Source organism: Dehalococcoides mccartyi CG5 (assembly GCF_000830885.1).
GTDB classification, from domain to species: domain Bacteria; phylum Chloroflexota; class Dehalococcoidia; order Dehalococcoidales; family Dehalococcoidaceae; genus Dehalococcoides; species Dehalococcoides mccartyi_B.
The window spans coordinates 1-24,317 of record NZ_CP006951.1 but is presented as its reverse complement, the minus strand read 5'-3'; the positions used below and the strand labels follow the sequence as shown (position 1 = coordinate 24,317).

Below are 24,317 nucleotides of genomic sequence, written 5' to 3'. Positions count from 1 at the left end.
GCCTAGAAACATTTATACATCCCTTTTACAGCTTCGGGAGGACATATGAAGGTTTCCAAAAGGTTTGGTCTGCTGCTGGGACTTGCTCTTTCGGTCATAACCGCCCAAGGGTGTTCGGAAACTACACCACTTGCGGTATACACCCCTCCTCAAATTACCGAAAAACCACTTGAGATATATATTTCAGGAAATATAAACTTGCCGGGTATTTATCCTGCCGGTACCCAAGACACTCTCCAGAGCCTGCTTGAATCCTCAGGCGGGTTAAAAGACAACTCTGAACTGACAACTATCTACCTCAGTTTCAACCCGCCCCCATTAGCCTCTTCAGCCCAGAAAATAGACCTGAACCGGGCGGAAATCTGGCTGCTGGTTGCCCTGCCCGGCATAGGTGAAGCACGGGCGAGCGACATTGTCAGCTATCGCAACCAGAACGGGGGGTTTAAGAATACTCTGGAGCTGATGCTGATACCCGGCTTCAGCCAGAGCCTGTATGACCAGATAAAAGATATGATATGCGTTTCTGAAACGGCGGATATATCTTGATTATCAGCCTGTGCAGTCTGGGACTGATTGCCGGAGTGGCATTAAGCCGCCTGGGTTTACCTGTTTTGCCATTTATTATTTTGGCACTGGCACTAGGCGTATTCTGGTTTATTTTCAGAAAAAAAACCCGCTTATTACTGGGCTTAAGTCTGGGTTTTTTGGCCCTCTCAGGCGGATTGTGGCTGGCAAACAGCCAGATTACCATAAATTCAGACCCTTCCCGGCTAGATTACTATAATGACAGCGGCAAACTGGAACTTCAGGGCATAATAACCGAAAACCCTGACAAACGCGACCGCACCAGCCTGATATTACTGGAGGCAAGCGGGATTGCCACATCAAGCGGCTGGCAAGAAGTATCCGGAAATGTCCTGCTTACCCTGCCAAGTTATCCTGAGTACAGTTACGGTGACCAGATTCGGATAAGCGGATACCTAAAAACTCCGGAAAACTTTGACGGGTTTGATTACAAAGCCTATCTGGAAAACCAGCATATATACTCTGTCATGGTATACCCGGAGACAACCCTACTTTCTGAAGGCAACGGAAACCCGGTGATGACGGCTATTTTCAGCTTCCGCCAAATCCTGTCCGAAAGCCTGAGCAGGGCTATGCCCGAACCCGAAGCCTCCCTTGCCAAAGGGATACTGCTGGGTGAACGAAGCGGCATACCCGAAGATATTCAGACGGAGTTCAGTCTATCCGGCACTACCCACCTGCTGGCTATATCCGGTGCCAATCTAAGCATACTCTCAGGCATACTTCTGGCGGCTCTGGGCTGGATACTGGGCAAGGGGGGATACATTTATATATACCTAACCCTGATACTTATCTGGGGATATTCCCTGCTCAGCGGATTTGACCCGCCGGTGGTCAGGGCAGTGATTATGGCCAGTATATTCCTTTCAGCCGAACTGCTGGGACGCCAGAAAAATGCTATGCCGGCTTTGTGTCTGGCGGCGGCAGTCATGGTGGCCTTTTCACCCTCTATCTTGTGGTCTGTCTCTTTCCAGCTCAGTTTCATGTCCATGCTGGGGCTGATACTGGTTTACCCCATGCTGAAAGAAATAAACATCAGGCTGCTTGACCGCTTAGGCCTTGCCGAAGGAATATTCAGAGCAACTCTGGGATTGGTACTGGACGGTCTGGCGGTTTCTCTGGCCGCCATTGCCGGCATCTGGCCGGTACTTCTATATTACTTTGAAAATATATCTCTGATAGGACCGGTGGCTACCCTGCTGGCCATGCCTGCCATGCCGTTTATCATTGTACTGTCATTTTTAACCGCCTTGCTGGGTCTGGTTTTTCCGGCTGGGGCAATATTTATGGGCTACCTGACCTGGCTGCCCTGCCGGTATATGCTGGTGGTGGTATCCCTGACTGCTTCTGTGCCGGGAGTGCTGATGTCCGGGTTACGCCCCGGTGCCATGCTAATGGGCATTTATTATTTCCTGCTGGGAATGCTCTACTGGCTGTATAAACATATACTGAAAATGCCCCCTTCCCGCCCCAATACCAATCCGGCTTCTACCCTGAACCTGCGCTGGCTGCTAGCGGGTATTGCCGTGCCGGTGCTGTTTTTTTCTTTCAACCTGAGCCCATCAACTGACCAGAAACTCCACGTTTATTTTCTGAACGTGGGACAGGGTGATGCCATACTTATCCAGTACCAGAACCAGGATATCCTGATAGATGGCGGTCCCAGCCCCCAGACACTCTGCAGCGAACTGGACAAGCACCTGCCATTTTTTGACCGCAGTATAGAAATGGTTATCCTGACCCACCCGGATTCAGACCATTTGAACGGGCTTTTGGAGGTACTGGAACGTTACAGAGTGAAAGAAGTGATTTTGCCCCAAACCCGGAGTCAGGACAGCCTCTACCAGAGCTACCAAAACCTGATAGCGGAAAAGGCCATACCGGCCAGAATTGCCGAAACGGGTATGCAAATAACTATGGCAAACGGGGCAGTACTTGAGGTAATAAGCCCGTTTGAGGGGCTTTCAAGTAAGGCAGCAGATACGGACAATAACCACAGCACAGTGCTGAATCTAAGCTGCGGGCAAATAAACTATCTCTTTTGTGCCGATATTGAAACTACCGTTGAATACCAGTTAATAACCCAACGCCTGCTTGCAGATACTACCGTCCTGAAGGTATCCCACCACGGCTCAAAATATTCTTCAAGTGCATGGTTTCTAGATGTAACCTCACCCGAATTCGGGCTTATTTCAGTCGGCGCAGACAACCGCTACGGACACCCCCATCCCGAAACCCTTTCCCGCCTGATTTCGGTTATGGCTGAAAACTGCATCTACCGCACAGATATATGGGGCAGTCTGGATTTTGCCACCGACGGCCAGAGCCTTTATATTTTGCAGTCATAACCTTTCCCCGCCGGTTGCGTTATATTAAGTAACGAACACCGGAAAGGAGAAAAGAAATGGCTAACAGAATTGCTGAGCAAATTGACCGCACCTTTTTCCAGTTCAAGTGGCTTTTTATGCCCCCGAAGGCAAAATATGTCTACCTCTGGAACAGAAGCCGTGCAAGCCTGCAGGCCGACTATTACGGCTTAAGATAACCGCTTTAGCCTGGTCTGCTTGTCCTGCATGCGGGCAAGTTTATTATATGGCAGGGTGAACGTTCACCCTGCCAATATTTTTTAATTAAGCACGTAGGTCATAATAATATCATGAGCCTGATGGGCCTTGTCACCACCCCGAAACTCAAATTCTTTGACCGCCTGGCCGGATACGCCCACGTAGAGTTTGTCACTCACCATAAAACCCTTACGGAATATGAGTCCCCCTTTGTCTTCACTGCCCACTGTTGCCCCCCGGTTGTAGGGTATACTGACAATAGCCTTGGCCTTTTTGGCAAACTCCTTGTCATAGAAAATTATCCGTTTGTTGGTCAGTCCGATAAATCCGGTACCCTGCCCTTTCAGGTCAAAAACTGCGTGGATAAGCTCATCAGGCAGGCAAATACCTTCAATCTGCTCCAGCTGGTCTTTTTTGTCCGCCACCATATCCGGTGCGTACTTTGCCATATCAGCCTCCTTTTTAGATCTGTCAATATTTTAAATTGAGGGGATAAAGGCGGTCAATCCTGTATATATTGACAAGCAAGCCATTATAAAGTTAAATAACCCTATGGAAAACCGTAAATTAAGCCGTTTTATTATCATCGTAGCCATAATCAGCCTAGCGGCTTCGGCCCTTCTGTACTTGCTCCATTACTATATTTTTCAGGACAGCCACCACATATTTATTTACATGCTGGGAGACCTAGCTTTTATTCCGTTGGAAGTTTTTCTGGTGGTAGTGGTTATTGAAAGGATACTTACCAGCAGAGAAAAGCACGCCATTTCCCAAAAAATGAATATGGTCGTGGGGTCTTTTTACAGCGAACTGGGTAATGCCCTGCTGGGTAAAATACTGGGTAGCTTTGATAACCCCGAACAGATTGACTCACACATGGGAGTAAATAAAAACTGGTCAAGTCCCGAATTCAAACAGGCACTGGTTTATTCGTCACATTTCAATCACACGCCAAACCCCGGCAAGTTGGACTTACAGCATCTTAAAAACCTGCTGGCTGCCAAACGTTCCTTCATGCTAACCCTGCTGGAAAACCCGAACCTGCTGGAAAAAGACGACTTTACCGACCTGCTCTGGGCAAGTTTCCATCTGGGAGAAGAGCTGGATGCCCGCCCCAGCCTTGAAAACCTGCCGGAAACAGATAAAGCCCATATTGCCAATGACGTAAAGCGCATGTATGCCCTGCTGCTGAACCAGTGGATAAAATACCTTATCCACTTAAAATCCCAGTATCCCCATCTGTACTCACTGGTGCTGCGCACCCACCCCTTCCAGGCAAACCCGAACCCAGTTATACACGAATAAACTTATGAAAATCAAAGCGTTTATTAAAGGGGCAACTACTCCGTCAACAAGTAGATGGGGTATTTTTACTAGCCTATTAGCTACTGCCGCATTATTTTTTGCAATTAGCGATATAGATATAAACATTTGTGTCATAACAGGCATAGTGTTTACGATAATGGCAATAGCATTAATGTTTTATTGGATCATTACGGGTTCGCGTGATATAACAGCGACCAAATACGACATTAGTAATCTTGAACGAAAAATAGATGAACTTGATGATAAAATAATTAAATTACTGAGGGAAATAGCGATAAGCGAACAGAATAAGTTACACAAATAGTATTACGCAACTCATATATCACTAGTTCTCAAAAAATATATATCCGATACCAAATATCCTTCTCTCAGGCCGAATCACCACACTTTTGGCATTGCCCGTAGATTACCAGATTCTTAAAATCAGCCGCAAAGCCATATGTTTTAAAAATACTCTGTTCCAGCTGTTTTACCATATCTTCACTCAAGTCTGTTACTTGGCCGCATTTTCGGCAAACCAGATAATGGTGTGACCCTTTGTTGACGCTATGATAGCGTAACCGCCCGTCACCCATATCTGTTTCCAATACCAGACCCTGCCCTTTCAGAAGCTCCAGTGTACGGTAAACAGTGGATATATTTATATTAGGGTATTCCTGCCCAACCTCAGCATAAATATCCTCTGCACTTATATGCCCTTCAGCCATATCCAAGGCTTCCAGAATAAGCACCCTTTGTGGAGTCAGACGGAAACCATCACCTGCCAGTTCACCGGCTATAGAATTTTGTTTGTGCATAAAGTTAGTCTAACAGTTGCCTTTCATTATTGCAAATAGTTGCAACTACTATTACAGGCGGGGGTTCAAACGATCACGACTGTCCAGAATAATAGTCACCGGACCGTCATTATAGATTTCCAGCATCATCATAGCCCCGAACTGTCCGGTTGCCACCTGCGTACCTTCCTCACGGCAAAGACGGATAAATACATTGTACAGCCCGTCTGCTTCCTGAGGCTGGGCAGCCTCAATAAAACTGGGGCGGCGCCCCTTGCGGGTATCTGCAATAAGGGTAAACTGGCTGACCACCAACATCTCGCGGCAGAGGTCTTTTAAAGAAAGATTAAATTTACCTTCGGCATCAGAAAAGATACGCAAATTTATTATTTTGGATGCCAGATATTCAGCATCTTCTTCGGTATCCCCTTCCGCCACTCCCAGCAGAACCGCAAGGCCAGGCCCTATTTCCCCAACAGTCTCTCCGCTTACCCTGACAGACGCCCGGCTAACCCTTTGGACTACCGCTTTCATACTTTCCTTACCTCCATACCGTTTTATTTTAAACCAAGTAGCTGGCAAAAACGAAATGAGAGGCATAAGAGAGATACAGCTACTTCCAGAGATTTATCAGGCACAAATAAACTTGCTATAAGACGGCATCTGGTGTTGTTGCCTCTAGACTTCTGGCACAAGCAGGGATTACAATGTAATTAGTAAAAGCGAGAGTGAGAGCAGATGCTGAAAATTCTCATTTTTTATCACTCAATTGAACCTTGGGTATAAGGCACCGGTCATAGCTGACCAGTGCCTTTAATATTTTAGGAGGTGGCGAAATGCAGTCTAGCCTGATAGGCAAAATAGAAAAAGCCAAACGCTATGCTCAAGAGAAAGACCGCATAAGATTTAACCAGCTGTCTGTCCAGTTCCGGGGTGAAAATGATATCCACACCACCGAATATATAAACAGCAAATGGCATTGCACCTGTAATTTCTTTGCTGCTTGGGGTATGTGCAGCCATACCATGGCTATGGAAAAAGTACTGGAGAATATGCTGCCGGATGAGGCCCTAAGCAACGTATTTGCCGAACTGCCTTAACAAGGAGCACAAAATGTCCTGCTATTTCAGGCATATGGGGGATATTTTTCTGGCCGCCGGGGTAGACCCGCAAGGAGAAAAACGCCGGGAACTGGATAAAATAATCCACCGTTTTCTGGGAATAGAATACAAAAGCTGCCCGGAAACCTGGAAAAAACTGAAAGAAGAAGTTATCCCCTACCCGGACAAGAAAAATAAACTTATAGAATTACTAAGAGCCAGTTCCTGACCGGGGCTGGCTCTTCCCTTTTAAGGCCTCGGCGGCTACAAAGAGAGAACCGGTGGCACATATGAGGCCGTCTGCCGGGCTAATTTCCCCTGCCAGTTCCAGAGCCTTAGGCACTCCATCCGCTTCAAGAACCTGCAAACCCCTACCCTCAAAAGCCTGCTTCAGCAAATCCATTTTCATAGCCCGCGGGTGAGCGGAGCGGGTAAGCACCACTGTTCCGAAATACCCCCCAAGCAATGCCGCCATAGCCTGAGCGTCTTTATCAAAGGAAGTGCCGAAAACCAAAACCCTTTCCCCTTTTTCTATTTTGGCGGTAGCGGGATATTCTTCAAGTGAAAGCACCAATTCGGCAACTGCTTCTTCATTATGGGCACCGTCAATAACCAGGAGCGGATTCCCCTTTATAACCTCAAACCGTCCCGGCCATCTGGCCTGCCTGAAACCCTCACAGATATCTTCAGGGCTTATTTTAAAACCAGCTTCTATCAGCACCTCTAAAGATGCCAGAGCGGTAAGGGCATTTTGACGCTGGTAATGCCCCAGAAGGGACAGACAAAGACAGTATTCACCCAGCCTGCCGGTAAGTTTAACCAACTGGCCATTGCCTAAATAACCTAAAAATTCCGCCTTGTACCCGTCACTCACCTCAATCAGCCTTGACTGGGTCTTAAGGCAACGTTCGCGGATAACTGCCATAGCTTCCAGCCTTTGGGCGGCAGATACCACCGGCACAGACTGTTTGATAATGCCGGCTTTTTCAGCGGCTATTTTGTCCAGACTGTCACCCAGGACCTCCGTATGGTCCAGACTGATGGGGGTAAGCACCGAAAGGTTGGGGGTAATAACATTGGTAGCATCCAGCCGTCCGCCCAGCCCGGTTTCAATCACCTGAAAAGTGGCCTGCTGGCGGTGAAAAAATTCAAAAGCCAGAGCAGTCATCACTTCAAACGAAGTTATCTTGCCCAAATAGGCATGGGCATTCATTTCATCTACCAAAGGCCTGATAGAAGCCATAAGCCGCACCAGATGGTCTTTGGAAATCATCTTGCCATCCAGACAAATACGTTCGCGGAAATCCAGCAAATGGGGCGAAGTATAAAGACCGGTACGATAACCGGCCACAGACATAACCGAAGCAATCAGGGAGGCGGTACTGCCTTTGCCCTTGGTACCGGCCAGATGCACAGCCGGAATACCCATGTGGGGGTTTCTGAGCCTCATCAGAAGCTCCACTACCCGCCTGAGATCATAATTGGCAGCCGCCCGGCTGGTAGCAGATTCATAATCTGTCAGCCCCAATATGTAGTTTAAAGCCTGCTGGTAGCTGTCTTCCAGAGTATCCCCCTAACCCTTGCCTGCCGAAGAAATATCCGAAATGTTTATATCTTTGATAATCGGGTTGCCAAAATATTTTACGGAAGAGACACCGCTGGCTGTTATATACAAATCGCCGTTTGTATATACCCGGATATTGCTTACGCCGGTAGCCGTAACTTCAGCACTTGCCGCCAAAAACTTTTCCAGATTAACAGTACTGGCACCTTCAGTCAATACATCTATATCAACGCCCTGCCCCGAAAGTTCCAGACGGGAAGCCCCGGACACTTCTAGACTGGCATTTCCGCAGATCAAATCTCCGCTAGCGAAACTGGCACCGCTTATATAAAGACGGGTTTGCCCGACCCTCATGTTAAAAAGAGTAATGCGGCTGGCACCGGACACCAAAGCCGTAAAATCATTTACCGAGTTAAAACCGCTTACTGTAGCTTTGGAAGCGCCAGAAATATCCAGCCCCACCAGCTCCGGCAGACGAATACTGGCCTCTATTTTTACATTTGTAAAGCTGTAATTATCTTTTAACCCAATCTTGAGGGTCTGGCCGCTTTTCTCCAGTTCCAGATATTCAAAAATATTTTCATTAGTAGAAACAGATACTTCAAAAGAATCTGCACGGGAGATGTCAGCCGTAATAACATTTGATATCTCCACCCGGTTAAAATCAGCATAATCAAAAGGCTGGCTCTCTACCTCACCGCTGCCCGTAATAAACCCGCCAACCCCCGGGATACACCCGCCTCCAAGCAGGACAAGCATTCCCGTAAAGCATATAGATAAACACAAAAGAACTGCCTTTTTCACCTGAAGCCTCCTTGAAAGGGATTGATTATACCATTTTATCAGCTTTTGCTCAGGCTGGAAGAACCTTTTATTTCCACTTCATTAAAACAGGGACTTCCGGCATATTTCAGTTCAGAAGCGCCGTTCAGTTTCACGTTAAGCACTTCTTCAACCCGGAGTTCCGCCTGACTGGCATTTTCCAGTTTTACTTTTGCCTGCTTGCAGACCATTTTATCCAGTGCAATCTGGCTTACGCCTTTTGCCTCGGCTTCCAATTCCTCAGTCCAGCCTTCCAACTGCACCTTGCTGCCGCTTTCCAGTTCCAGTTTCAGCTTCTTAAAAACCCCTTTTAGCCTTACCTCGCTAGCCGCTTCAGCCTTAATTTCGGCTTCCCCCGCCTTCACTTCACCCTCAAGCTGACTGGCACCGCTTAGCTTTATTTCCAGTTTCCCGTTCGAATCAAAACCTTCCAGTTTAGCTCTGGTTGCCCCGTTTATGTAGAGTCCGCCCAACCGGGGCATTTTAACGGTAGCTCTGGGCAAGTACCAGCCCGGCAGCAGGTTTTTCAGGCTGAAAATACTGGGACTATACATCAGCCACAGCTTGTCGCCTTCCTGCTTTATTTCAATATTTCTAAACCCGTCTTCAGATGCATCTACAGTTACTTCAAAACTATCTGACCGTATCAGGCTTATCTCAAAACCATGCCCGGCCTCTATCCGTTGAAAATTTTTATTCGGAAATTCTTTCTTCATGGACACATTCCTCCATGTTTATTCTCCCGCTTTATGTTACCACCTGAAATAAAGCATTTAAATATACTGCCCTCCATATTTCCTGATTTTATTCTCTTGACTGGAAGGCATTACAGTTGCTAATATCCTTTCCAGAGGATTACACACATGAAGTTTTTAGAAAAACTAAAACAGGCCGGCAACAGAAACAAAAGCCTGCTTTGCGTAGGGCTGGACCCCGACCCGAAACTTATGCTGGTGGGCATGAGCGCACTGGAATTTAACCGCGAAATTATAGAAGCCACCGCACCTTTTGTCTGCGGATACAAAATAAATCTGGCCTTTTACGAAGCTTTGGGCAAACAGGGCTGGGAAATTTTATCTGAAACCTGTGAGCTTATTCCCCGTGAACTCATAACCATAGCGGATGCCAAAAGGGGAGATATAGGCAATACATCAAAAGCCTATGCCAGAGCCATATTAGACGAACTGGATTGTGATGGCGTAACTGTCAGCCCGTATCTGGGTTATGACTCTCTTGAACCCTTTATTGAGTATCAGGACAAGGGTATATTTATCCTCTGCCGCACCTCCAATCAGGGCTCAACAGATTTCCAGATGCTGAAGACCGAATATCTGGGGCAAAAACGCTTTCTGTATGAAGTGGTGGCAGACAAGGCTTCCCTTTGGAACCGTTATGAGAATATTGGGCTGGTGGTGGGTGCTACCCAGCAGGAAGAGCTTAAAAAACTCCGCCTCAGCTACCCCAAACTACCTTTTCTTATTCCGGGTATAGGCGCTCAGGGCGGAGACCTGAAGGCTACCATAGAAAACGGGACTAACCCCAACGGTGAACTGGCTATTATATGCGCTTCCCGCGGCATACTTTACGCCCGTAGCGGCAGTGAATTTGCCCAAGGGGCAGCCGAAGCCGCCGAACAGATGCGGGACGCCATAAACCATTACCGAAAACGTTTTTAATATACGGAAAAGGCTGCTGCTTTTATATCCGGCACATTTCGGATAAACGCACACGCCATACGGAAGTAAAATGCCAGAAATAAACCCCGGAGATGTATACAAGCTGCGTAAACCCCACCCCTGCGGCGGTACAGACTGGAAGGTGGACTTTGCGGGGTCAGATATAGGCATTACCTGCCTGCGTTGCGGTCACCACCTGCTACTATCCCGACCCCTGTTTGAGAAAAAGGTTAAATGCCTGATAAAGCCCGGCGAGTAATGAGTATCAGACGGGTAATGCACGTAGACTTGGATGCCTTTTTTGTTTCGGTAGAACAGGCAGTCCGCCCTGAACTCAAAGACAAACCGGTTATAGTAGGGGGCAAACCCGAACGGCGGGGCGTAGTAGCCGCCGCCTCATACGAAGCCCGCAAATTCGGTATCCACTCCGGCATGCCGCTTATCACCGCCAAAAATCTCTGCCCTCAAGCTATATTTATTGAAGGCAATCACCAGCTTTACCGTGAGTATTCCGAAAAATTTATGCTTATACTCTCAGATTTCTCACCCTTCCTTGAACCCATGGGTCTGGATGAAGCCTATCTGGAAGTAACCGGCTTTGAATCCCTGCACGGCAGCATTGCCGAAATGGCCTCTAAAATCCGCCGCCGCATCACTGCCGAACTGGGTATAAACGCCAGTATCGGCATTGCCAATTCCAAAGTAGCAGCCAAGATAGCTACCGAACGGGCCAAACCCAATGGCCAGTGCGAAGTACCTGCGGGTGAAGAAGCCTCCTTTTTAGCCCCTTTGGATATAGCCGTAATGCCGGGTATAGGCAAAAAAACCGAACAGCACCTGAAATCACTTGGGATAGATACTCTGGGCAAGCTGGCTGCCCTGCCTGCTTCATTTCTAAAAAGCCGTTTGGGGGCATATGCCCCGTACCTTTCAAATGCCGCCATGGGAATAGACAACCGCCCGGTTGAAATGCCCTCTGAAGCCAAGTCTATCAGCCGCGAAACCACCTTTGAGACAGACACCCGAAACCAGACTTTTCTGGAAGCTAAGCTAAGTTATCTCTCCGAAAAAATTACCGCCACCCTCCGCAAACGGGGCAAACAGGCTCGGGTAGTCCAGATAAAAATACGCTTTGCAGACTTTACCACCCTGACCCGCCAGAAGCACCTTGGACAACCTGCCTCCGGCAACCGCGAGATATTCCAGACAGCCCTTAGTCTGATGAACGGCATACTGGATTCAGACCGCCAAACCGTCAGACTGCTGGGGGTAGGCATAAGCGATTTCTGCGGCCCGGAAAAACAGCTGGAAATAGACCCAGCCAAAGCACGGCTGGAAAAACTGGACGCCTCTCTGGATAAAATCCGCCAGAAGTACGGTTTCAGTTCAGTCCAAACCGGGCGGACATACAGGCTGAAGGATATGTTTTAGGCAGTATTTTATTTACAAGATTGGGCATTTACCTCTTACCCCCTCCCTCTTAACCCAAAATAGTCTTCTTCAGATTAATCCCCTACCCAATCTCGGCTTGTCCTTTAATACCCGGCGGACTATAATCTATCTTCAAAGAAAGGAGTCCGCAAGATGGGAACGTCATATGCTTACTTTAAAAAACAGATAATACCGCTGGAGGATGCCAAGATTGGGGTAATGACCCATGCCCTGCACTATGGTACCGGGGTATTTGAAGGCATTCGCGGCAACTGGAATGATGAAAAGAAGCAGATGTACGTATTCCGCCTGAAGGAGCACTATACCCGGCTGCTTTCCGGTGCCAAAGTGCTCAAAATGGACCTCCCCTACACGGTGGATGAGCTTTGTAAAATTACAATTGAGCTGGTCCGCAAGTGCGGTTTTAAGGAGGATATATATATCCGACCCCTAGCTTATAAAAGTTCCGAGAGCTTCGGGGTCAGACTGCACAATCTGGAATGTGATTTGCTGATTGTGGCCATACCCTGGGGCAGATATATAGATAAAGATACCTGCCACTGCTGTGTTTCCACTTGGCGCCGCCCTGACGACAACGTTATGCCTCCCCAGCTGAAGTCCACCGGCATTTACCTGAATAATGCCTTTACCAAGACCGAAGCAGTTGAAAATGGCTTTGACGAAGGCATTATGCTGACCCCGGACGGGCATGTCTCTGAAGGCAGCGGTGAAAACCTGTTTTTGGTCCGCAAGGGGAAGCTTATTACCCCTCCCATTTGCGACAGCATACTGGACGGCATTACCCGTAACTCGGTTATGGAGCTGGCCGAAAAAGAGCTTGGCCTGCAGGTGGTTGAAAGAAGCATTGACCGGGTGGAGCTTTATATGGCCGAAGAATGTTTCCTGACCGGCACAGCCGCCCATCTGACTCCTGTTTCTGAAATTGACCACCGCAAGGTGGGCAACGGCGAGATTGGGCCGTTAACCGCTAAACTGAAAGATTTGTATTTTGAAGCCATCAAAGGCAACATCACCAAGTATGAAAACTGGTGTACCCCGGTTTATAACCTGTAAATGATCCGTAGGAGGGCATTATATATACTTTACTGTCGCTCCTGACAGGATATTTGCTGGGTTCTATCCCCTCAGCTTATCTGGTCACCCGCCGCCTTATCGGGCGGGACATACGCCAGATGGGCGGGGGGAATGTGGGGGGATTAAATACCTTCCGTGAAGTAGGTACGGGGGCAGGCATCAGCGTAGCCTTTATAGATCTGGTTAAAGGCGCTCTGGCAGTTTCTGTTTCCTATTATCTGCTTACCCAAAATGCCCAGTGGGTTATTCTGACCGGTTTCATGGCCGTAATCGGGCATAACTGGTCTGTCTGGCTGGATTTCAAAGGCGGCAAAGGGCTGGGGCCGGCATTCGGGGCAATGCTGTTCTTGCTGCCTGTTTACGGTCTTCCCCAACAGCTGGGTATACTGGCACTGCTGGTTTTTATACCTTTAGCCCTTACCCGAAATATAGCCCTAGCCACCGGGATTGCCCTTTTCAGCCTGCCCTTTTTAGTCTGGTACGGCAGCCATTCCGAATTTGCCACCCTGATATCAGTTTTGCTCTTTTTAATGATAGGGGGCAAGTTCGTACTGGACAACAGGAAAAGCCTGCGTGACCCGGCTAACCGACGCAACCTGATAGTTGACCACTGGAAACGGCCGGATAAGGGCTAATCCTCTATGCGGGGGCGCGCTACCGGAGGTTTATCCACCAGCTGGGTTTGGAAACGGATGGTCATACCCATTTTTTCCATATCTCCCACCAGCCGCTTTGAATCTACCAGATGCCCCATATAATACAAACCGGAGCGGCGGGCAGAGCCGTCTAAATACTGTTTCAAACAGGCTACTAGAGGTATAGCCGTAAACATATAAGCATCTTTATGGGAAAGAAGTATATCCTGCCTCTCCCTTATCCCACCCCGTTCGCCTCTGGCGGAAACTTTAATCGCCATTCCATAAGGCTGGTTGTCAAAATTGCGAAGCCCCCAGACAAGCAGTTTACCCAAAGAACGTTTGGCTTCTTTACCAAAAAAGCGCAGCCCAAGGTTTAAAAGGGGTATGCTTATCCAGTTGGTAAACCAGTTAAACCCGCCCATATAAAAACCCAGTTCTTTGAGAGTAGTATACATGCCGGGCAGCGGACGCATCTCTTCAAGGGTCATAGGGCCGCAGGATAAACGGCCGAAAGATCCGAAATTAAAAGTGCGCGAAGTGCCGGGGTGAAACCAGCCCAGACGCTTCCAATGATAATTTTTGTAAACATAGGGTTGGTAATCAGAAAGCTGACGCATAACCTCGTTGGTACGCTCTTCAGATATGGCTGATTTCCAGTTCTGGCAGATAATGGCTCCCACCGAAACCCTTTCCAGAGTGGTGAAATCCTGATGAACTAAATGAACCAGCGCCGAAGGCAGTCCCGGTAAAGAGCCGGCCTCGGTTATAAAGCACAAATTAGCGTTATTTATCTTCTGGGAGAGCAGTTTCAGCTGATGAAGTTTGCGGTCTGAATACTGGATATCAATATAATCCACTTTGGCTTCCAAAGCGGCAACGGCAATCTGGCGGGCATATTCAGGTGTATTGGAAGCCACCACTACTATATCCATGCCGCTAAAAGCTTCTTTCAGGCTCTGGGGGTCTTCTACATTCAGCCGCACACCCTCCACCCGCTGGATATTTTCCAGCCGGTTTAAGCCTTCGGCCACATATTTGGCTTTCTCCAGACTCCTGCCGCCCAGAAATATACGGGCATCTGTTTCCTGCATCAGCAGCATAGCTATACAACTGCCGGCATTGCCATAACCGCCGATAATCAATATATTTTTTGTCATATCTGCTTCTTTATCTCACATATAAGTTGGTCAAGAGGTATATTTGCCTGCCCGGCTTCCTTCATATTCCGAAGAACGGCACAGCCCTGCTTCAGTTCTTCTTCACCCAGTATTACCACCCAGTCTACCCCCAAACTGTTAGCCTGCCTGAGCTGAGCCTTGATGCTTTTCTGGGCATATGTCTGGTATATCCCTATGCCTGCTTTACGCAGGTCTGATGCCAAAGCAAATGAAGCCAAAGCCGCTGTCTCTCCCATATAGGCCAGAAAAACAGCGGGAGACGGCAAGGGAGAAGGCACAATGCCCTGACGCTTCAGGTTTAAAATAATCCGCTCAATACCGGTAGCAAACCCCATAGCCGGGGTAGCCTCTCCGCCAAGCTGTTCTATCAGCCCGTCATAGCGTCCGCCGCCGCCAATGGTGCTCTGGGCACCCTCTGCCATGGGCTGAATTTCAAAAACCGTGCGGCTGTAATAATCAAGACCCCTTACCAGACGGAAATTCTCATGGAAGGGCAGGTCTAAAATTGTCAGACACTCTTTCAGGCGGCTATAGTGGGCAAGGCAGTCCGGGCAAAGGTAATCTGCACTTCTAGGGGCATTTCCAGCCACAGCTTGGCATTCCGCCCGTTTACAGTCCAGCAGGCGCAGAGTATTTTTATCCAGACGGGTATTACAGTCAGGGCAGAGTTTGCCCGAATGTTGCTGGTAGTAATCTTTAAGTGCCGAAATATAATTCGGGCGGCACTGCCGGCAACCTATGCTGTTCAATTCCAGCGAAAGGTCAGTAATGCCCAGCAGATTGTAAAAACTCCAGGCCATTTCTATTATCTCGGCATCCAGCGAAGCATCAGCCTCGCCAATAGCTTCAAAACCAAACTGATGGTGCTGGCGGTAACGCCCGGCCTGAGGGCGGTCATAACGGAAAATAGAGCTCAGGTAATAAAGCTTGACCGGCTTGGTACGGGTCTGCATGCCATGCTCCAGGTACGCCCGGCAGACAGGTGCAGTCCCCTCAGGGCGCAAGGTCAGTTTATCTCCGCCCCGGTCTTCAAACGTATACATTTCTTTGGAGACAATATCTGTCCCTTCACCCACACTGCGTACAAACAGCCCGGCATCCTCAAATACAGGGGTATCTGTTCTCTGGTAACCATACAGGGCGGCTATACGGGCGGCTTGTTGCCTGACGAAATGCCAGTAAGGCTGGTCTTCAGGCAATATATCTTCTGTACCTCTGGGTGACTGGTACAAGCTGGTATCTCCTTTAACTGGAAGTGGTCTCTATTATAGACCTTAGTTGCGCCTGACGCCAGATTTTGTACACACTGCTGTCAGTGCGCTATACTTTTAGTTATTAAATCAAGGGCGGTATTTCAAAATGGAATTCGCCGATCTTAAAGAAAAGGCCTCCAAATACCTCCCCCCGGAAAAACTGACGCTTCTGGAGGAGGCATATAACTATGCCGCCGCAGCCCATGCCGGCCAGATGCGAAAATCCGGCGAACCATTTATTGAACACCCCTTAAACGTGGCCATGACTTTGGCTGACCTCCAGCTGGACGCCGCCACACTTTCGGCTGCCCTGCTCCATGATGTACCCGAAGATGCCAATATCAGCCTGGAGCAGATAGACAAAAAATTCGGGGCAGATGTGGCCAAACTGGTAGACGGGGTAACCAAACTAAGCAAACTGGCACTTGGTCCGGCCATAGAAGATGCCCGACGCCCCGGCGGCAATGCCAGCCTCCGTCAGGCCGAAAACCTGCGTAAAATGCTGGTGGCCATGGCCGAGGATTTGCGGGTAGTTTTTATAAAGCTGGCAGACCGCTTTCACAATATGCGCACCCTTCAGGCACTCTCACCCGAAAAACGCCGCAGTATAGCCAAGGAAACCATGGAGATATATGCCCCGCTGGCCCACCGTCTGGGTATCTGGGAACTGAAATGGCAACTGGAAGACCTGGCCTTCCGTTACCTTGACCCCCGCCATTACCGGCAGGTAGCCAATCTGGTAGATTCAAAACTTGCCCAACGCCAGAATTATCTTGAACACGTAAGTGCCATTCTGCAAGGTGAATTTGAAAAAAACGGACTGAACGTTGAAGTCTCCGGCCGCCCCAAACACCTTTACAGCATTTATCAGAAAATGGAAAAGTATGCCTCGCAGGGCAAACAATTTGAAGATATTTATGACGTACTCGCCCTAAGGGTGCTGGTAAATGACATACCGGACTGTTACCATGCGGTAGGCATTGTCCACAGTCTGTGGCACCCCATACCGGGTGCTTTTGATGATTATATCGCCAACCCCAAACCAAACGGCTACCAATCCCTCCATACCGCCGTTATGAGCTTGGGCACTACCCCGCTTGAGGTTCAGGTACGCACCTACCAGATGCACCATATTGCCGAATACGGCGTAGCCGCCCACTGGCGTTATAAAACCGCCGGTAAAGAAGACGTAAACTTTGAAGACCGCATAGGCTGGTTAAGACAGCTTATAGAGTGGCACCGGGATATGCGCGGTGCCGAAGAATTTCTGGAATCTGTCAAGACCGATATTTTCAATGACCAGGTCTTTGTCTTTACCCCCAAAGGAGAAATAAAGGATTTGGCCAAGGGGGCTACCCCCATAGATTTCGCTTACCGCATTCATACCGAACTGGGCAACCGCTGTATAGGTGCAAAAGCTAACGGCAGGCTGGTACCGCTGGATTACCAGCTAAAAAACGGCGAGGTGGTAGAAATAGTCACCACCAAGAAAGACCGCGGGCCCAGCCGTGACTGGCTGAATGTCAATATGGGTTATATCAAAACCCATCACGCCCGCGAAAAGATACTGGCCTGGTTCAAGAAGCAGGAACGAACCGAAAATCTGGACCGCGGACGGGAACTGCTTGAAAAAGAGCTTAAGCATATCGGCATCAAAACAGTTGACCGTGATGCTTTGGCCAAAACCTTTAAATATGAAAACACAGATGAATTTCTGATGGCAATAGGTTACGGGGCAGTTTCAGTTCATCAGGTATCCATGAAACTCCTCAGCCAGCAGGAACAGCCGCGGGTGGTCACTCCCCCCACTCAAACCACCAAACCTACCTCCCAGAGCAGTGTTTCGGTGATGGGCACCGGTTCTCTTTTAACCAATATTGCCAAGTGCTGCAACCCGGTACCCGGGGACGATATTATAGGTTATGTCACCCGTAACCGGGGCGTTACGGTACACCGCCAAGACTGCCACAATATTCTGCACGAGGAAGAAAGGGAGAGACTGGTGAGCGTAGACTGGGGTATGCCAAAAGAAGAACTTTACCCGGCATCTATCCGCATTCAGGCATGGGACAGGGTGGGTCTGGTACGGGATGTTTCCACCGTGGTAGCTGAAGAAAAAATCAGTATCCTCTCCATGACTGTAACCGAAAATGACGATAAAACCACCACACTGGCCATGACTACCCAGATAAAAAGCCTTTCCCAGCTGACCAGATTGATGGCCAAACTTGAAGGTATACGCGGAATAATAAGCATAAACCGGGTGGGCGCGGACGGCTCAAGATCCGGCTAATCCTTCTTCTGCCAGCCAAAGCTGGCGTATAGCTAAATTCTTTACCCCTTTAACCCTCTGTGCTATAATTGGATATCTAATGAAAGCTTTTAGAGTCTGTCAAAATCTACCTCTGAAACCTCTCTTTTTTTGTCTCTTTTTAAAGAGCCTTTGTCTCAGCCTCTTATCATTTATATATTTTAAGCCGCAGGATGAAATGAAATTATGTTAGATGCAAATAAAGCCAAACCGGGTGCCAATTCAGAAACCTATACAGCCAGTGATATCCAGGTACTGGAAGGTCTGGCCGCTGTCCGCAAAAGGCCGGGCATGTATATCGGCTCTACAGACCAGCGGGGGTTGCATCACCTGGTTTATGAAATTGTTTATAACAGCGTAGATGAAGCCATGGCCGGGGTATGTGACCGGATTAAGGTCATAATGTTTAAAGACGGCAGTGTCAGCGTTGAGGATAACGGCCGCGGTATCCCGGTAGACATTCACTCTACTACCAAGATTTCCGCCCTTGAAACGGTTATGACCGTCCTGCATGCCGGTGCCAAATTCGGCGGCAAGACCTATCAGGTATCCGGCGGTCTGCATGGTGTGGGTGCTTCAGTGGTAAACGCTCTGTCCGAATGGACTACAGTCAAGGTCAGGCGCAACGGCAAAATTTACCAGCAAAGCTACCTGCGCGGCAAGCCCAGCACCCCGCTGGAAGAAGTGGGAGTATCAGAAGGTTCCGGTACCACCACTATATTCATGGCTGATTCACAAATATTTTCCACCACGGAATATGACTTTGAAACCCTGACTGACCGCCTGCGGGAGATAGCCTATCTCAACAAGGGGCTTGAGGTATATATTTACGACGAAAAATCTGATCAGGAACGTACTTATTACTTTGAGGGTGGTATTACCGGCTTTGTACGCCATCTAAACCGCAACCGCGAAGTACGCCACCGCCAGCCTATTTATATAACCAAAAAATCCGACAGCACTATTCTGGAAGTAGCTATCCAGTACAATGACGGCTACTCGGATTCCACCCTTACCTTTGCCAACTGTGTAAATACCGTAGACGGCGGTACCCACCTGACCGGTTTTCGTTCCGCCCTGACCCGGGCTTTTAATGACTACGCCCACAAGTCCAAATTTCTTAAAGACACCGACCCGAACCTGATGGGTGATGACGTACGTGAAGGCATCGTAGCCATCGTCAGCGTCAAACTGCCCGAACCCCAGTTTGAGGGACAGACCAAGGGCAAGCTGGGCAATATTGAAATAAAGAGTTTTGTGGAAAGTGCCGTTGCCGAACAGCTTTCCCTTTATCTGGAAGAACATCCGGATGATACCAAACGCATATTAGAAAAATGTATAACCGCCGCCAAGGCCCGTGAAGCCGCCCGCAAGGCCCGTGACCTGATTATCCGCAAGAGTGCTCTGGATACAGGCACCCTGCCTGGCAAGCTGGCAGACTGCTCAGAGCGTGATGCTTCGCTGTGCGAACTGTTTCTGGTAGAGGGTGATTCAGCCGGTGGTTCAGCCAAACAGGGCCGAAACCGCCGCTTTCAGGCCATACTCCCGTTACGGGGTAAAATTTTGAACGTAGAAAAGGCTTCACCTGACAAGATGCTGGCTCACGAAGAAATCAGGGCCATCATCACCGCTCTGGCAGCCGGTATAGATAATGATTTTGACCCCTCTAAACTGCGCTACAACCGTCTGGTACTCATGACAGATGCTGATGTGGACGGCTCTCATATACGGACACTCCTTTTAACCTTTTTCTTCCGCCATATGCCCCGCCTTATTACCGAAAGCCATTTATTCATTGCCCAGCCGCCTCTCTACAAGATAAAAATAGGCAGTACCGAGCACTGGGTATACAATGATGCTGAAAAAGAGGCTATCCTTGCCCAGACCAAGAGCACCAAGGTAGATATCCAGCGGTATAAAGGTCTGGGTGAAATGAGTGCCGAGCAACTCTGGAGGACTACCATGGACCCGGCCAGCCGCACCCTGCTTGAAGTAAAAGTGGAAGATGCCGCCAAGGCTGACCAGATTTTTAACCTGCTGATGGGCGGTGAAGTAGCTCCCCGCAAGGCCTTTATCCAGTCTCACTCCCGCACCGTCAAGAACCTGGATATCTAAGCCTTTATTAAAGCCTTAGAAAACAGCTAAGGGGCGTCTAAGACGCCCCTTAATTTTTATCTGACAGTTTTAATACCGGATTTATTTACGGCAGTACAGGTTGTGCTCTTTGATATACGAAGCAACTGCCGCCGGCACCAGATGTTCCACTCCCTGCCCGTTTTCTACTCTTTCCCGTACCAGAGAAGAAGATATATCAACCTCCGGCTTGGAAAGCAGGATAAGGCTCTGCTGTAAACCGGGCAATTTATCATCCAGTTCGTCCACGTCCGGTTTCACCTGCCCTATGCGGGGTGCGGCTACCAGCCGGCAAAGCCGTATTATTTCAGAAGCCTTGTGCCAGCGCGGCAAAGCCTCCAGATTATCCCAGCCCAGCATAAAGTAAAGCTCGGTCTTTTCGGGCAAAATAGTCTTCAGATCGTTTAAGGTATCAGCCGTATAGGTGGGACCGCTTCTTTTTATTTCAATATCCATAACCCTGAAATAGGGCTTGTCCGATATGGCCAGCTTAACCATATTCAGGCGGTCTTCAGCCGGGCTGATAGTTTTATCCGCTTTATAATAGGGCTGACCGGTGGGTATAAAAATAACCTCGTCCAGCCCCAGCCTGTTTTTTACCTCATCGGCCAGTATCAGGTGGCCGGTATGAATGGGGTCAAAAGTTCCCCCCAGTATGCCTGTTTTTAAAGATACCATTCCATCCTGCCGGTTATAATCTTTTGGCCGATAACTGCCCCGGACTTTATCAAAGATTGCTGGACACTGCGGTGTTTCAAAAGCACCATTACCTGCCGCCTGACCTCCGGGTCTTCAATATCAGAGTGCTCAATAATCCGCTCAATCTCAGGGGCTTCCACCTGCCAGCCATCTTCCAAACGGGTAATACGAAAACCCATTTTACCCTTGGGGGCAGGCCGGAAAATCTTTACTTCATGGTCGGGAGCTGTTTCGGATATATCCGCCGCTTTAAGAATGTCCAGCTTTTCCGCTACTTTAGCCAGCAGTACATCCACCCCTTCGCCTGTCAGGGCGGAAATAAAAAATACCTCCAGCCCGGCTTCTTTAAAAGTCTCCTTAAGTTCTTCCCGCCTGAGCTGTACCAGCTCATCATCTATCTTGTTTATAGCTACCACCTGGGGGCGTTCGGACAAAGAGGCATCGTAAAGATACAGCTCGCTGTTGACCTTTATCATATCGTCTATAGGGTTTTCTGAAGTGCCATCCAGCAGGTGGATAACCATACGGGTGCGGGAAATATGGCGTAAGAAATCGTGCCCGAGACCCTTGCCCAGATGGGCATTTTCAATAAGTCCGGGTACTTCTGCCATGACAAAGACACCCTCCGGACGTTCGATAACCCCCATTACCGGTGATAGAGTAGTAAAAGGATAGTTGGCTACTTTGGGTTTAGCCGCTGTCAGCAGGGAAAGCAGTGAAGACTTGCCCACATTCGGATAGCCGATAATAGCCACATCGGCAATAAGTTTCAGTTCCAGTATCAGGTCATATTCGCCGCCCGGCTGGCCTTTTTGAGCCAGCATGGGGGCTTGATTGGTAGAGGAAACAAAATGGGTATTACCCAACCCTCCCTGTCCCCCGTGAGCTACCAGGGTGCGGTCTCCGTCGGCCGCCAAATCAGCCAGAACCCTTTTCTGGCCGTTTTCCTCCAGAATAGTAGCCACCGTACCAACCGGCACTTTTATCACCAGGTCTGCCCCGTTGTGGCCAGTGCAACGGCTGCCCATACCGCCTTCACCGTTAGAGGCTTTATGAACTCTTTTATGCTTAAAATTTAAAAGGCTGTAAAGCCCGGAATCAGCTTCCAGATATACGTTGCCGCCGTCTCCGCCGTCGCCCCCGTCAGGCCCGCCGTAAGGAACGAATTTTTCACGCCTGAAGCTCACCTTGCCACTACCGCCGTCTCCAGCCTTGATATTAATTTCTACTCTGTCAAACATCTCTAAAACACCTTATCTAAAAAGTTATCTAATTCTTAGGTTATCGAAATCACTTAAACTTTAACTTGTTTATTTTTAAGTATATCAGAAATAATAATAATAAGACTTTACGAATAAAATCGCTATTTTAAAGCACGAAGCCATTTTTTAAAGCAGAGATTTCTTAAAGTTATCTAAAATTTAGTCCGGTTATCGAAAAATATACCGAAGTTATAGAAAGACTGTCGAAAAGGAATAGAAAAAACCTGTAAATGCCCCCGGTGGGCAACCAAGTATTACAGAAAAAACAACAACCATGGAAATGTCAGGAATAAATGGCAGTTAAAGGAATCAGGGAAGGCGCTGTTGGGAAAGGTGGTTTTGAACCTCGGTCATTTTCAGACGCAGAAAGGTGCTGTTTTCCAGCTCCAGCTGGATTTTATCACAGGCATGGCTGACGGTAGAAGCACTTCTTCCGCCTAAAGACTGACCTATCTCTACCAGAGAGGCAGAATTTTGTTGTTTGAGTATAAACATGGCAAACTGGCGGGCCAGAGCAGTATCTTTGTCACGGGCGGCACCCAAAAGTTCGGTTGTCGGTATCTGAAATACCTGGGATACGGCTGAAATTATATTACCCGGACGAAGGGGGCTGTTTTCCCTGACCGGACGGGAGCCAATGTCCGAAAGGGCTCTGGCAGCCAGGTCGGGGGTAATGGCAGCCCTTAGCAAACGGGCATACGCCAGCACCCGGTTAAGGCTGCCTTCCAGTTCGCGGATATTGTGCTTCACTGCCTGTGCCAGATATTCCAGAGTATCCATATTCAGTTCTGTACCGGATTGCTCAGCTTTAAGCTGCAGAAGCTCAAGACGGGTTTTTTCATCCGGCGGTTCAATCTCAATAGTGAGCCCCCACTCAAAGCGTGACCGTAATCTTTCGGCCAGCTGGGGCAGTGACTTGGGTGGGGAATCTGCCGAAATAACTATCTGGCGGTTGGAATTATGCAGATCATTAAAGGTATGGAATAAACATTCTTCAGTCTGTTCCTTACCGCCAATAAACTGGACATCATCCAAAAGCAATAGGTCTACATCCCGGTAACGGGAACGGAATTCTTCAGTTTGGCCGTTTCGGATAGAAGATATAAAGTCAGTGGTAAACTGTTCTCCGCTGACATACAGAGCCTTGCGGCGGTTCAGGTTTGCCAGATGTCCGATGGCCTGCAGGAGATGGGTTTTGCCTAAACCAGCCTCTGCATAAATATAAAGAGGGTTATAACTCTTTCCGGGATTCTGGGCGGCTGCCAGCGAGGCAGCGTGAGCCATGCGGTTGCATGACCCCACTATGAAAGATTCAAAGGTATAACGGGGATTAAAGGGAGATTCCTGTTTCTGTTTGTTTGTCTGAGGAACAGCAGCCGGTACCTGCCCGGACTGGATAAGCTGAAAACAGAGCTCTACCGGACTGTGGGTAGTATTTATCAGGGTTTTTTCAATCAGCGAACGCTGATTAAGCTCCAGATATTCGGCCACAAAAGTATTGGGAACGCCTATAACAAATTCACTGCCGTCGTATTTAAGGCCGACAGTTTTGGCAAACCAGGTACGGAAATTGGGCTTGTTTACCTGAAGTTCAATCTCCCCCAGGGCTGTTTCCCATAGTTCTTGTGCAGGCCGAATAGACAAAAATATCCCTCCCAGTAATTAAACCGTGTTTGAAATCAAGGGGGTACACACTCTGCCATGAAAATGATCCACCCCTGTAAGAATAAGTACCAATCTGTTAAAGACTAGATAAATAGTAACAATGGCGGTTGACAACAAGCAAGGTGCCTGTGATAGGGATAGAAGGTCACTTGACACTCTGTTACTCTCCAAATCTCTCTGGCAGGCTTGATTTTAGCCTCTTTTAGCCCTCCTAGATACATAAATTAAAATAAAGTTGT

At 48.5% G+C, this 24,317-nt stretch carries 25 protein-coding genes; 14 read left to right on the top strand and 11 right to left on the bottom strand.

Annotated elements, in window-relative coordinates; all coding sequences use genetic code 11:
• The first annotated feature begins 45 nt into the window (after positions 1-45).
• From X794_RS00120 to X794_RS07360, 3 genes are read left to right on the top strand one after another with little or no spacing between them, the layout of a single operon-like run.
• Positions 46-546 (top strand): helix-hairpin-helix domain-containing protein, encoded by a 501-nt coding sequence (locus X794_RS00120; RefSeq protein ID WP_011928563.1) that lies wholly within the window; start codon positions 46-48, stop codon positions 544-546.
• Entirely contained in the window at positions 543-2,933 is a 2,391-nt protein-coding gene (locus X794_RS00115; RefSeq protein ID WP_041344417.1) for a DNA internalization-related competence protein ComEC/Rec2, read from the top strand. The genes X794_RS00120 and X794_RS00115 overlap by 4 nt, the downstream gene beginning before the upstream one ends.
• Before the next feature lie 56 nt (positions 2,934-2,989).
• The gene (locus X794_RS07360; RefSeq protein ID WP_011308660.1) at positions 2,990-3,130 is read left to right on the top strand and encodes a hypothetical protein; all 141 of its coding nucleotides are present in this window, start codon (positions 2,990-2,992) and stop codon (positions 3,128-3,130) included.
• Between the two features lie 81 nt (positions 3,131-3,211).
• Here X794_RS07360 and X794_RS00110 read toward each other — a convergent pair whose 3' ends face one another.
• Positions 3,212-3,598: a PH domain-containing protein gene (locus X794_RS00110; protein ID WP_041344415.1), complete on the bottom strand. Its 387-nt coding sequence runs from the start codon at positions 3,596-3,598 to the stop codon at positions 3,212-3,214.
• Between the two features lie 103 nt (positions 3,599-3,701).
• Here X794_RS00110 and X794_RS00105 point away from each other — a divergent pair, with 103 nt between their 5' ends.
• Positions 3,702-4,454, top strand: a complete 753-nt coding sequence (locus tag X794_RS00105; protein WP_041344414.1) for a hypothetical protein — start codon at positions 3,702-3,704, stop codon at positions 4,452-4,454.
• Positions 4,455-4,458: 4 nt separating this feature from the next.
• Positions 4,459-4,779: a hypothetical protein gene (locus X794_RS00100; protein ID WP_034376957.1), complete on the top strand. Its 321-nt coding sequence runs from the start codon at positions 4,459-4,461 to the stop codon at positions 4,777-4,779.
• Between the two features lie 64 nt (positions 4,780-4,843).
• Here the strand turns inward: X794_RS00100 and X794_RS00095 are convergent, their stop codons facing one another.
• A complete protein-coding gene (locus X794_RS00095) occupies positions 4,844-5,272 on the bottom strand; it encodes a Fur family transcriptional regulator (RefSeq protein WP_034376958.1) in 429 nt (142 codons plus the stop codon).
• Between the two features lie 51 nt (positions 5,273-5,323).
• A complete protein-coding gene (gene dtd / locus X794_RS00090) occupies positions 5,324-5,785 on the bottom strand; it encodes a D-aminoacyl-tRNA deacylase (RefSeq protein WP_011308656.1) in 462 nt (153 codons plus the stop codon).
• A gap of 302 nt (positions 5,786-6,087) precedes the next feature.
• Here dtd and X794_RS00085 point away from each other — a divergent pair, with 302 nt between their 5' ends.
• Together X794_RS00085 and X794_RS00080 are read left to right on the top strand one after the other, a co-directional pair.
• Positions 6,088-6,351 (top strand): hypothetical protein, encoded by a 264-nt coding sequence (locus tag X794_RS00085; protein ID WP_011308655.1) that lies wholly within the window; start codon positions 6,088-6,090, stop codon positions 6,349-6,351.
• Between the two features lie 13 nt (positions 6,352-6,364).
• Positions 6,365-6,580, top strand: a complete 216-nt coding sequence (locus tag X794_RS00080; RefSeq protein WP_011928558.1) for a hypothetical protein — start codon at positions 6,365-6,367, stop codon at positions 6,578-6,580.
• On the opposite strand, the gene X794_RS00075 is transcribed toward X794_RS00080, so the two are convergent.
• Genes X794_RS00075 through X794_RS00065 form a run of 3 tightly spaced genes read right to left on the bottom strand, consistent with a single transcriptional unit; the run spans position 6,563 to position 9,453 of the window.
• Positions 6,563-7,879 carry a bifunctional folylpolyglutamate synthase/dihydrofolate synthase gene (locus X794_RS00075; RefSeq protein ID WP_011928557.1) on the bottom strand — a complete coding sequence of 439 codons (1,317 nt, stop codon included), beginning with the start codon at positions 7,877-7,879 and terminating at the stop codon, positions 6,563-6,565. The two genes, X794_RS00080 and X794_RS00075, sit on opposite strands and share 18 nt — an antisense overlap.
• 45 nt (positions 7,880-7,924) lie before the next feature.
• Positions 7,925-8,719, bottom strand: coding sequence for a GIN domain-containing protein (locus X794_RS00070; RefSeq protein WP_034376960.1), 795 nt, complete (start codon positions 8,717-8,719; stop codon positions 7,925-7,927).
• A 38-nt stretch (positions 8,720-8,757) separates the two neighbouring features.
• Entirely contained in the window at positions 8,758-9,453 is a 696-nt protein-coding gene (locus tag X794_RS00065; protein ID WP_034376961.1) for a GIN domain-containing protein, read from the bottom strand.
• A gap of 147 nt (positions 9,454-9,600) precedes the next feature.
• Between X794_RS00065 and pyrF the strand changes: the two genes are divergently transcribed.
• The 5 genes from pyrF to X794_RS00040 all read left to right on the top strand — a co-directional run bounded on the left by pyrF (position 9,601) and on the right by X794_RS00040 (position 13,574).
• A complete protein-coding gene (gene pyrF / locus X794_RS00060; protein WP_034376963.1) occupies positions 9,601-10,413 on the top strand; it encodes an orotidine-5'-phosphate decarboxylase in 813 nt (270 codons plus the stop codon).
• A gap of 70 nt (positions 10,414-10,483) precedes the next feature.
• On the top strand, positions 10,484-10,672 hold the full coding sequence (locus X794_RS00055; protein ID WP_011928553.1) for a DUF951 domain-containing protein: 189 nt from the start codon (positions 10,484-10,486) through the stop codon (positions 10,670-10,672).
• Positions 10,672-11,844 carry a DNA polymerase IV gene (gene dinB / locus X794_RS00050; RefSeq protein WP_015407363.1) on the top strand — a complete coding sequence of 391 codons (1,173 nt, stop codon included), beginning with the start codon at positions 10,672-10,674 and terminating at the stop codon, positions 11,842-11,844. The genes X794_RS00055 and dinB overlap by 1 nt, the downstream gene beginning before the upstream one ends.
• A 153-nt stretch (positions 11,845-11,997) precedes the next feature.
• Complete coding sequence (locus X794_RS00045) at positions 11,998-12,918, top strand: branched-chain amino acid transaminase (RefSeq protein WP_011308647.1); 921 nt, start codon at positions 11,998-12,000, stop codon at positions 12,916-12,918.
• Between the two features lie 32 nt (positions 12,919-12,950).
• Entirely contained in the window at positions 12,951-13,574 is a 624-nt protein-coding gene (locus X794_RS00040) for a glycerol-3-phosphate acyltransferase (protein ID WP_080510965.1), read from the top strand.
• Here the strand turns inward: X794_RS00040 and X794_RS00035 are convergent.
• On the bottom strand, positions 13,571-14,734 hold the full coding sequence (locus X794_RS00035) for a saccharopine dehydrogenase NADP-binding domain-containing protein (RefSeq protein ID WP_015407362.1): 1,164 nt from the start codon (positions 14,732-14,734) through the stop codon (positions 13,571-13,573). The genes X794_RS00040 and X794_RS00035 overlap by 4 nt on opposite strands.
• A complete protein-coding gene (gene hisS / locus X794_RS00030; protein ID WP_034376966.1) occupies positions 14,731-15,987 on the bottom strand; it encodes a histidine--tRNA ligase in 1,257 nt (418 codons plus the stop codon). Before hisS ends, X794_RS00035 begins: the two co-directional genes overlap by 4 nt.
• A gap of 127 nt (positions 15,988-16,114) precedes the next feature.
• Between hisS and X794_RS00025 the strand changes: the two genes are divergently transcribed.
• Both X794_RS00025 and gyrB read left to right on the top strand, forming a co-directional pair.
• Positions 16,115-18,301, top strand: coding sequence for a RelA/SpoT family protein (locus tag X794_RS00025; protein WP_034376967.1), 2,187 nt, complete (start codon positions 16,115-16,117; stop codon positions 18,299-18,301).
• Between the two features lie 204 nt (positions 18,302-18,505).
• Positions 18,506-20,434, top strand: a complete 1,929-nt coding sequence (gyrB, locus tag X794_RS00020) for a DNA topoisomerase (ATP-hydrolyzing) subunit B (protein WP_011308642.1) — start codon at positions 18,506-18,508, stop codon at positions 20,432-20,434.
• Between the two features lie 81 nt (positions 20,435-20,515).
• Here gyrB and nadD read toward each other — a convergent pair whose 3' ends face one another.
• The 3 genes from nadD to dnaA form a co-directional block, all read right to left on the bottom strand.
• Positions 20,516-21,130, bottom strand: a complete 615-nt coding sequence (gene nadD, locus X794_RS00015; RefSeq protein WP_011308641.1) for a nicotinate-nucleotide adenylyltransferase — start codon at positions 21,128-21,130, stop codon at positions 20,516-20,518.
• On the bottom strand, positions 21,118-22,392 hold the full coding sequence (obgE, locus tag X794_RS00010; RefSeq protein ID WP_011308640.1) for a GTPase ObgE: 1,275 nt from the start codon (positions 22,390-22,392) through the stop codon (positions 21,118-21,120). The genes nadD and obgE overlap by 13 nt, the downstream gene beginning before the upstream one ends.
• 330 nt (positions 22,393-22,722) lie before the next feature.
• On the bottom strand, positions 22,723-24,057 hold the full coding sequence (gene dnaA, locus X794_RS00005; RefSeq protein ID WP_011308639.1) for a chromosomal replication initiator protein DnaA: 1,335 nt from the start codon (positions 24,055-24,057) through the stop codon (positions 22,723-22,725).
• Positions 24,058-24,317 lie beyond the last annotated feature (260 nt).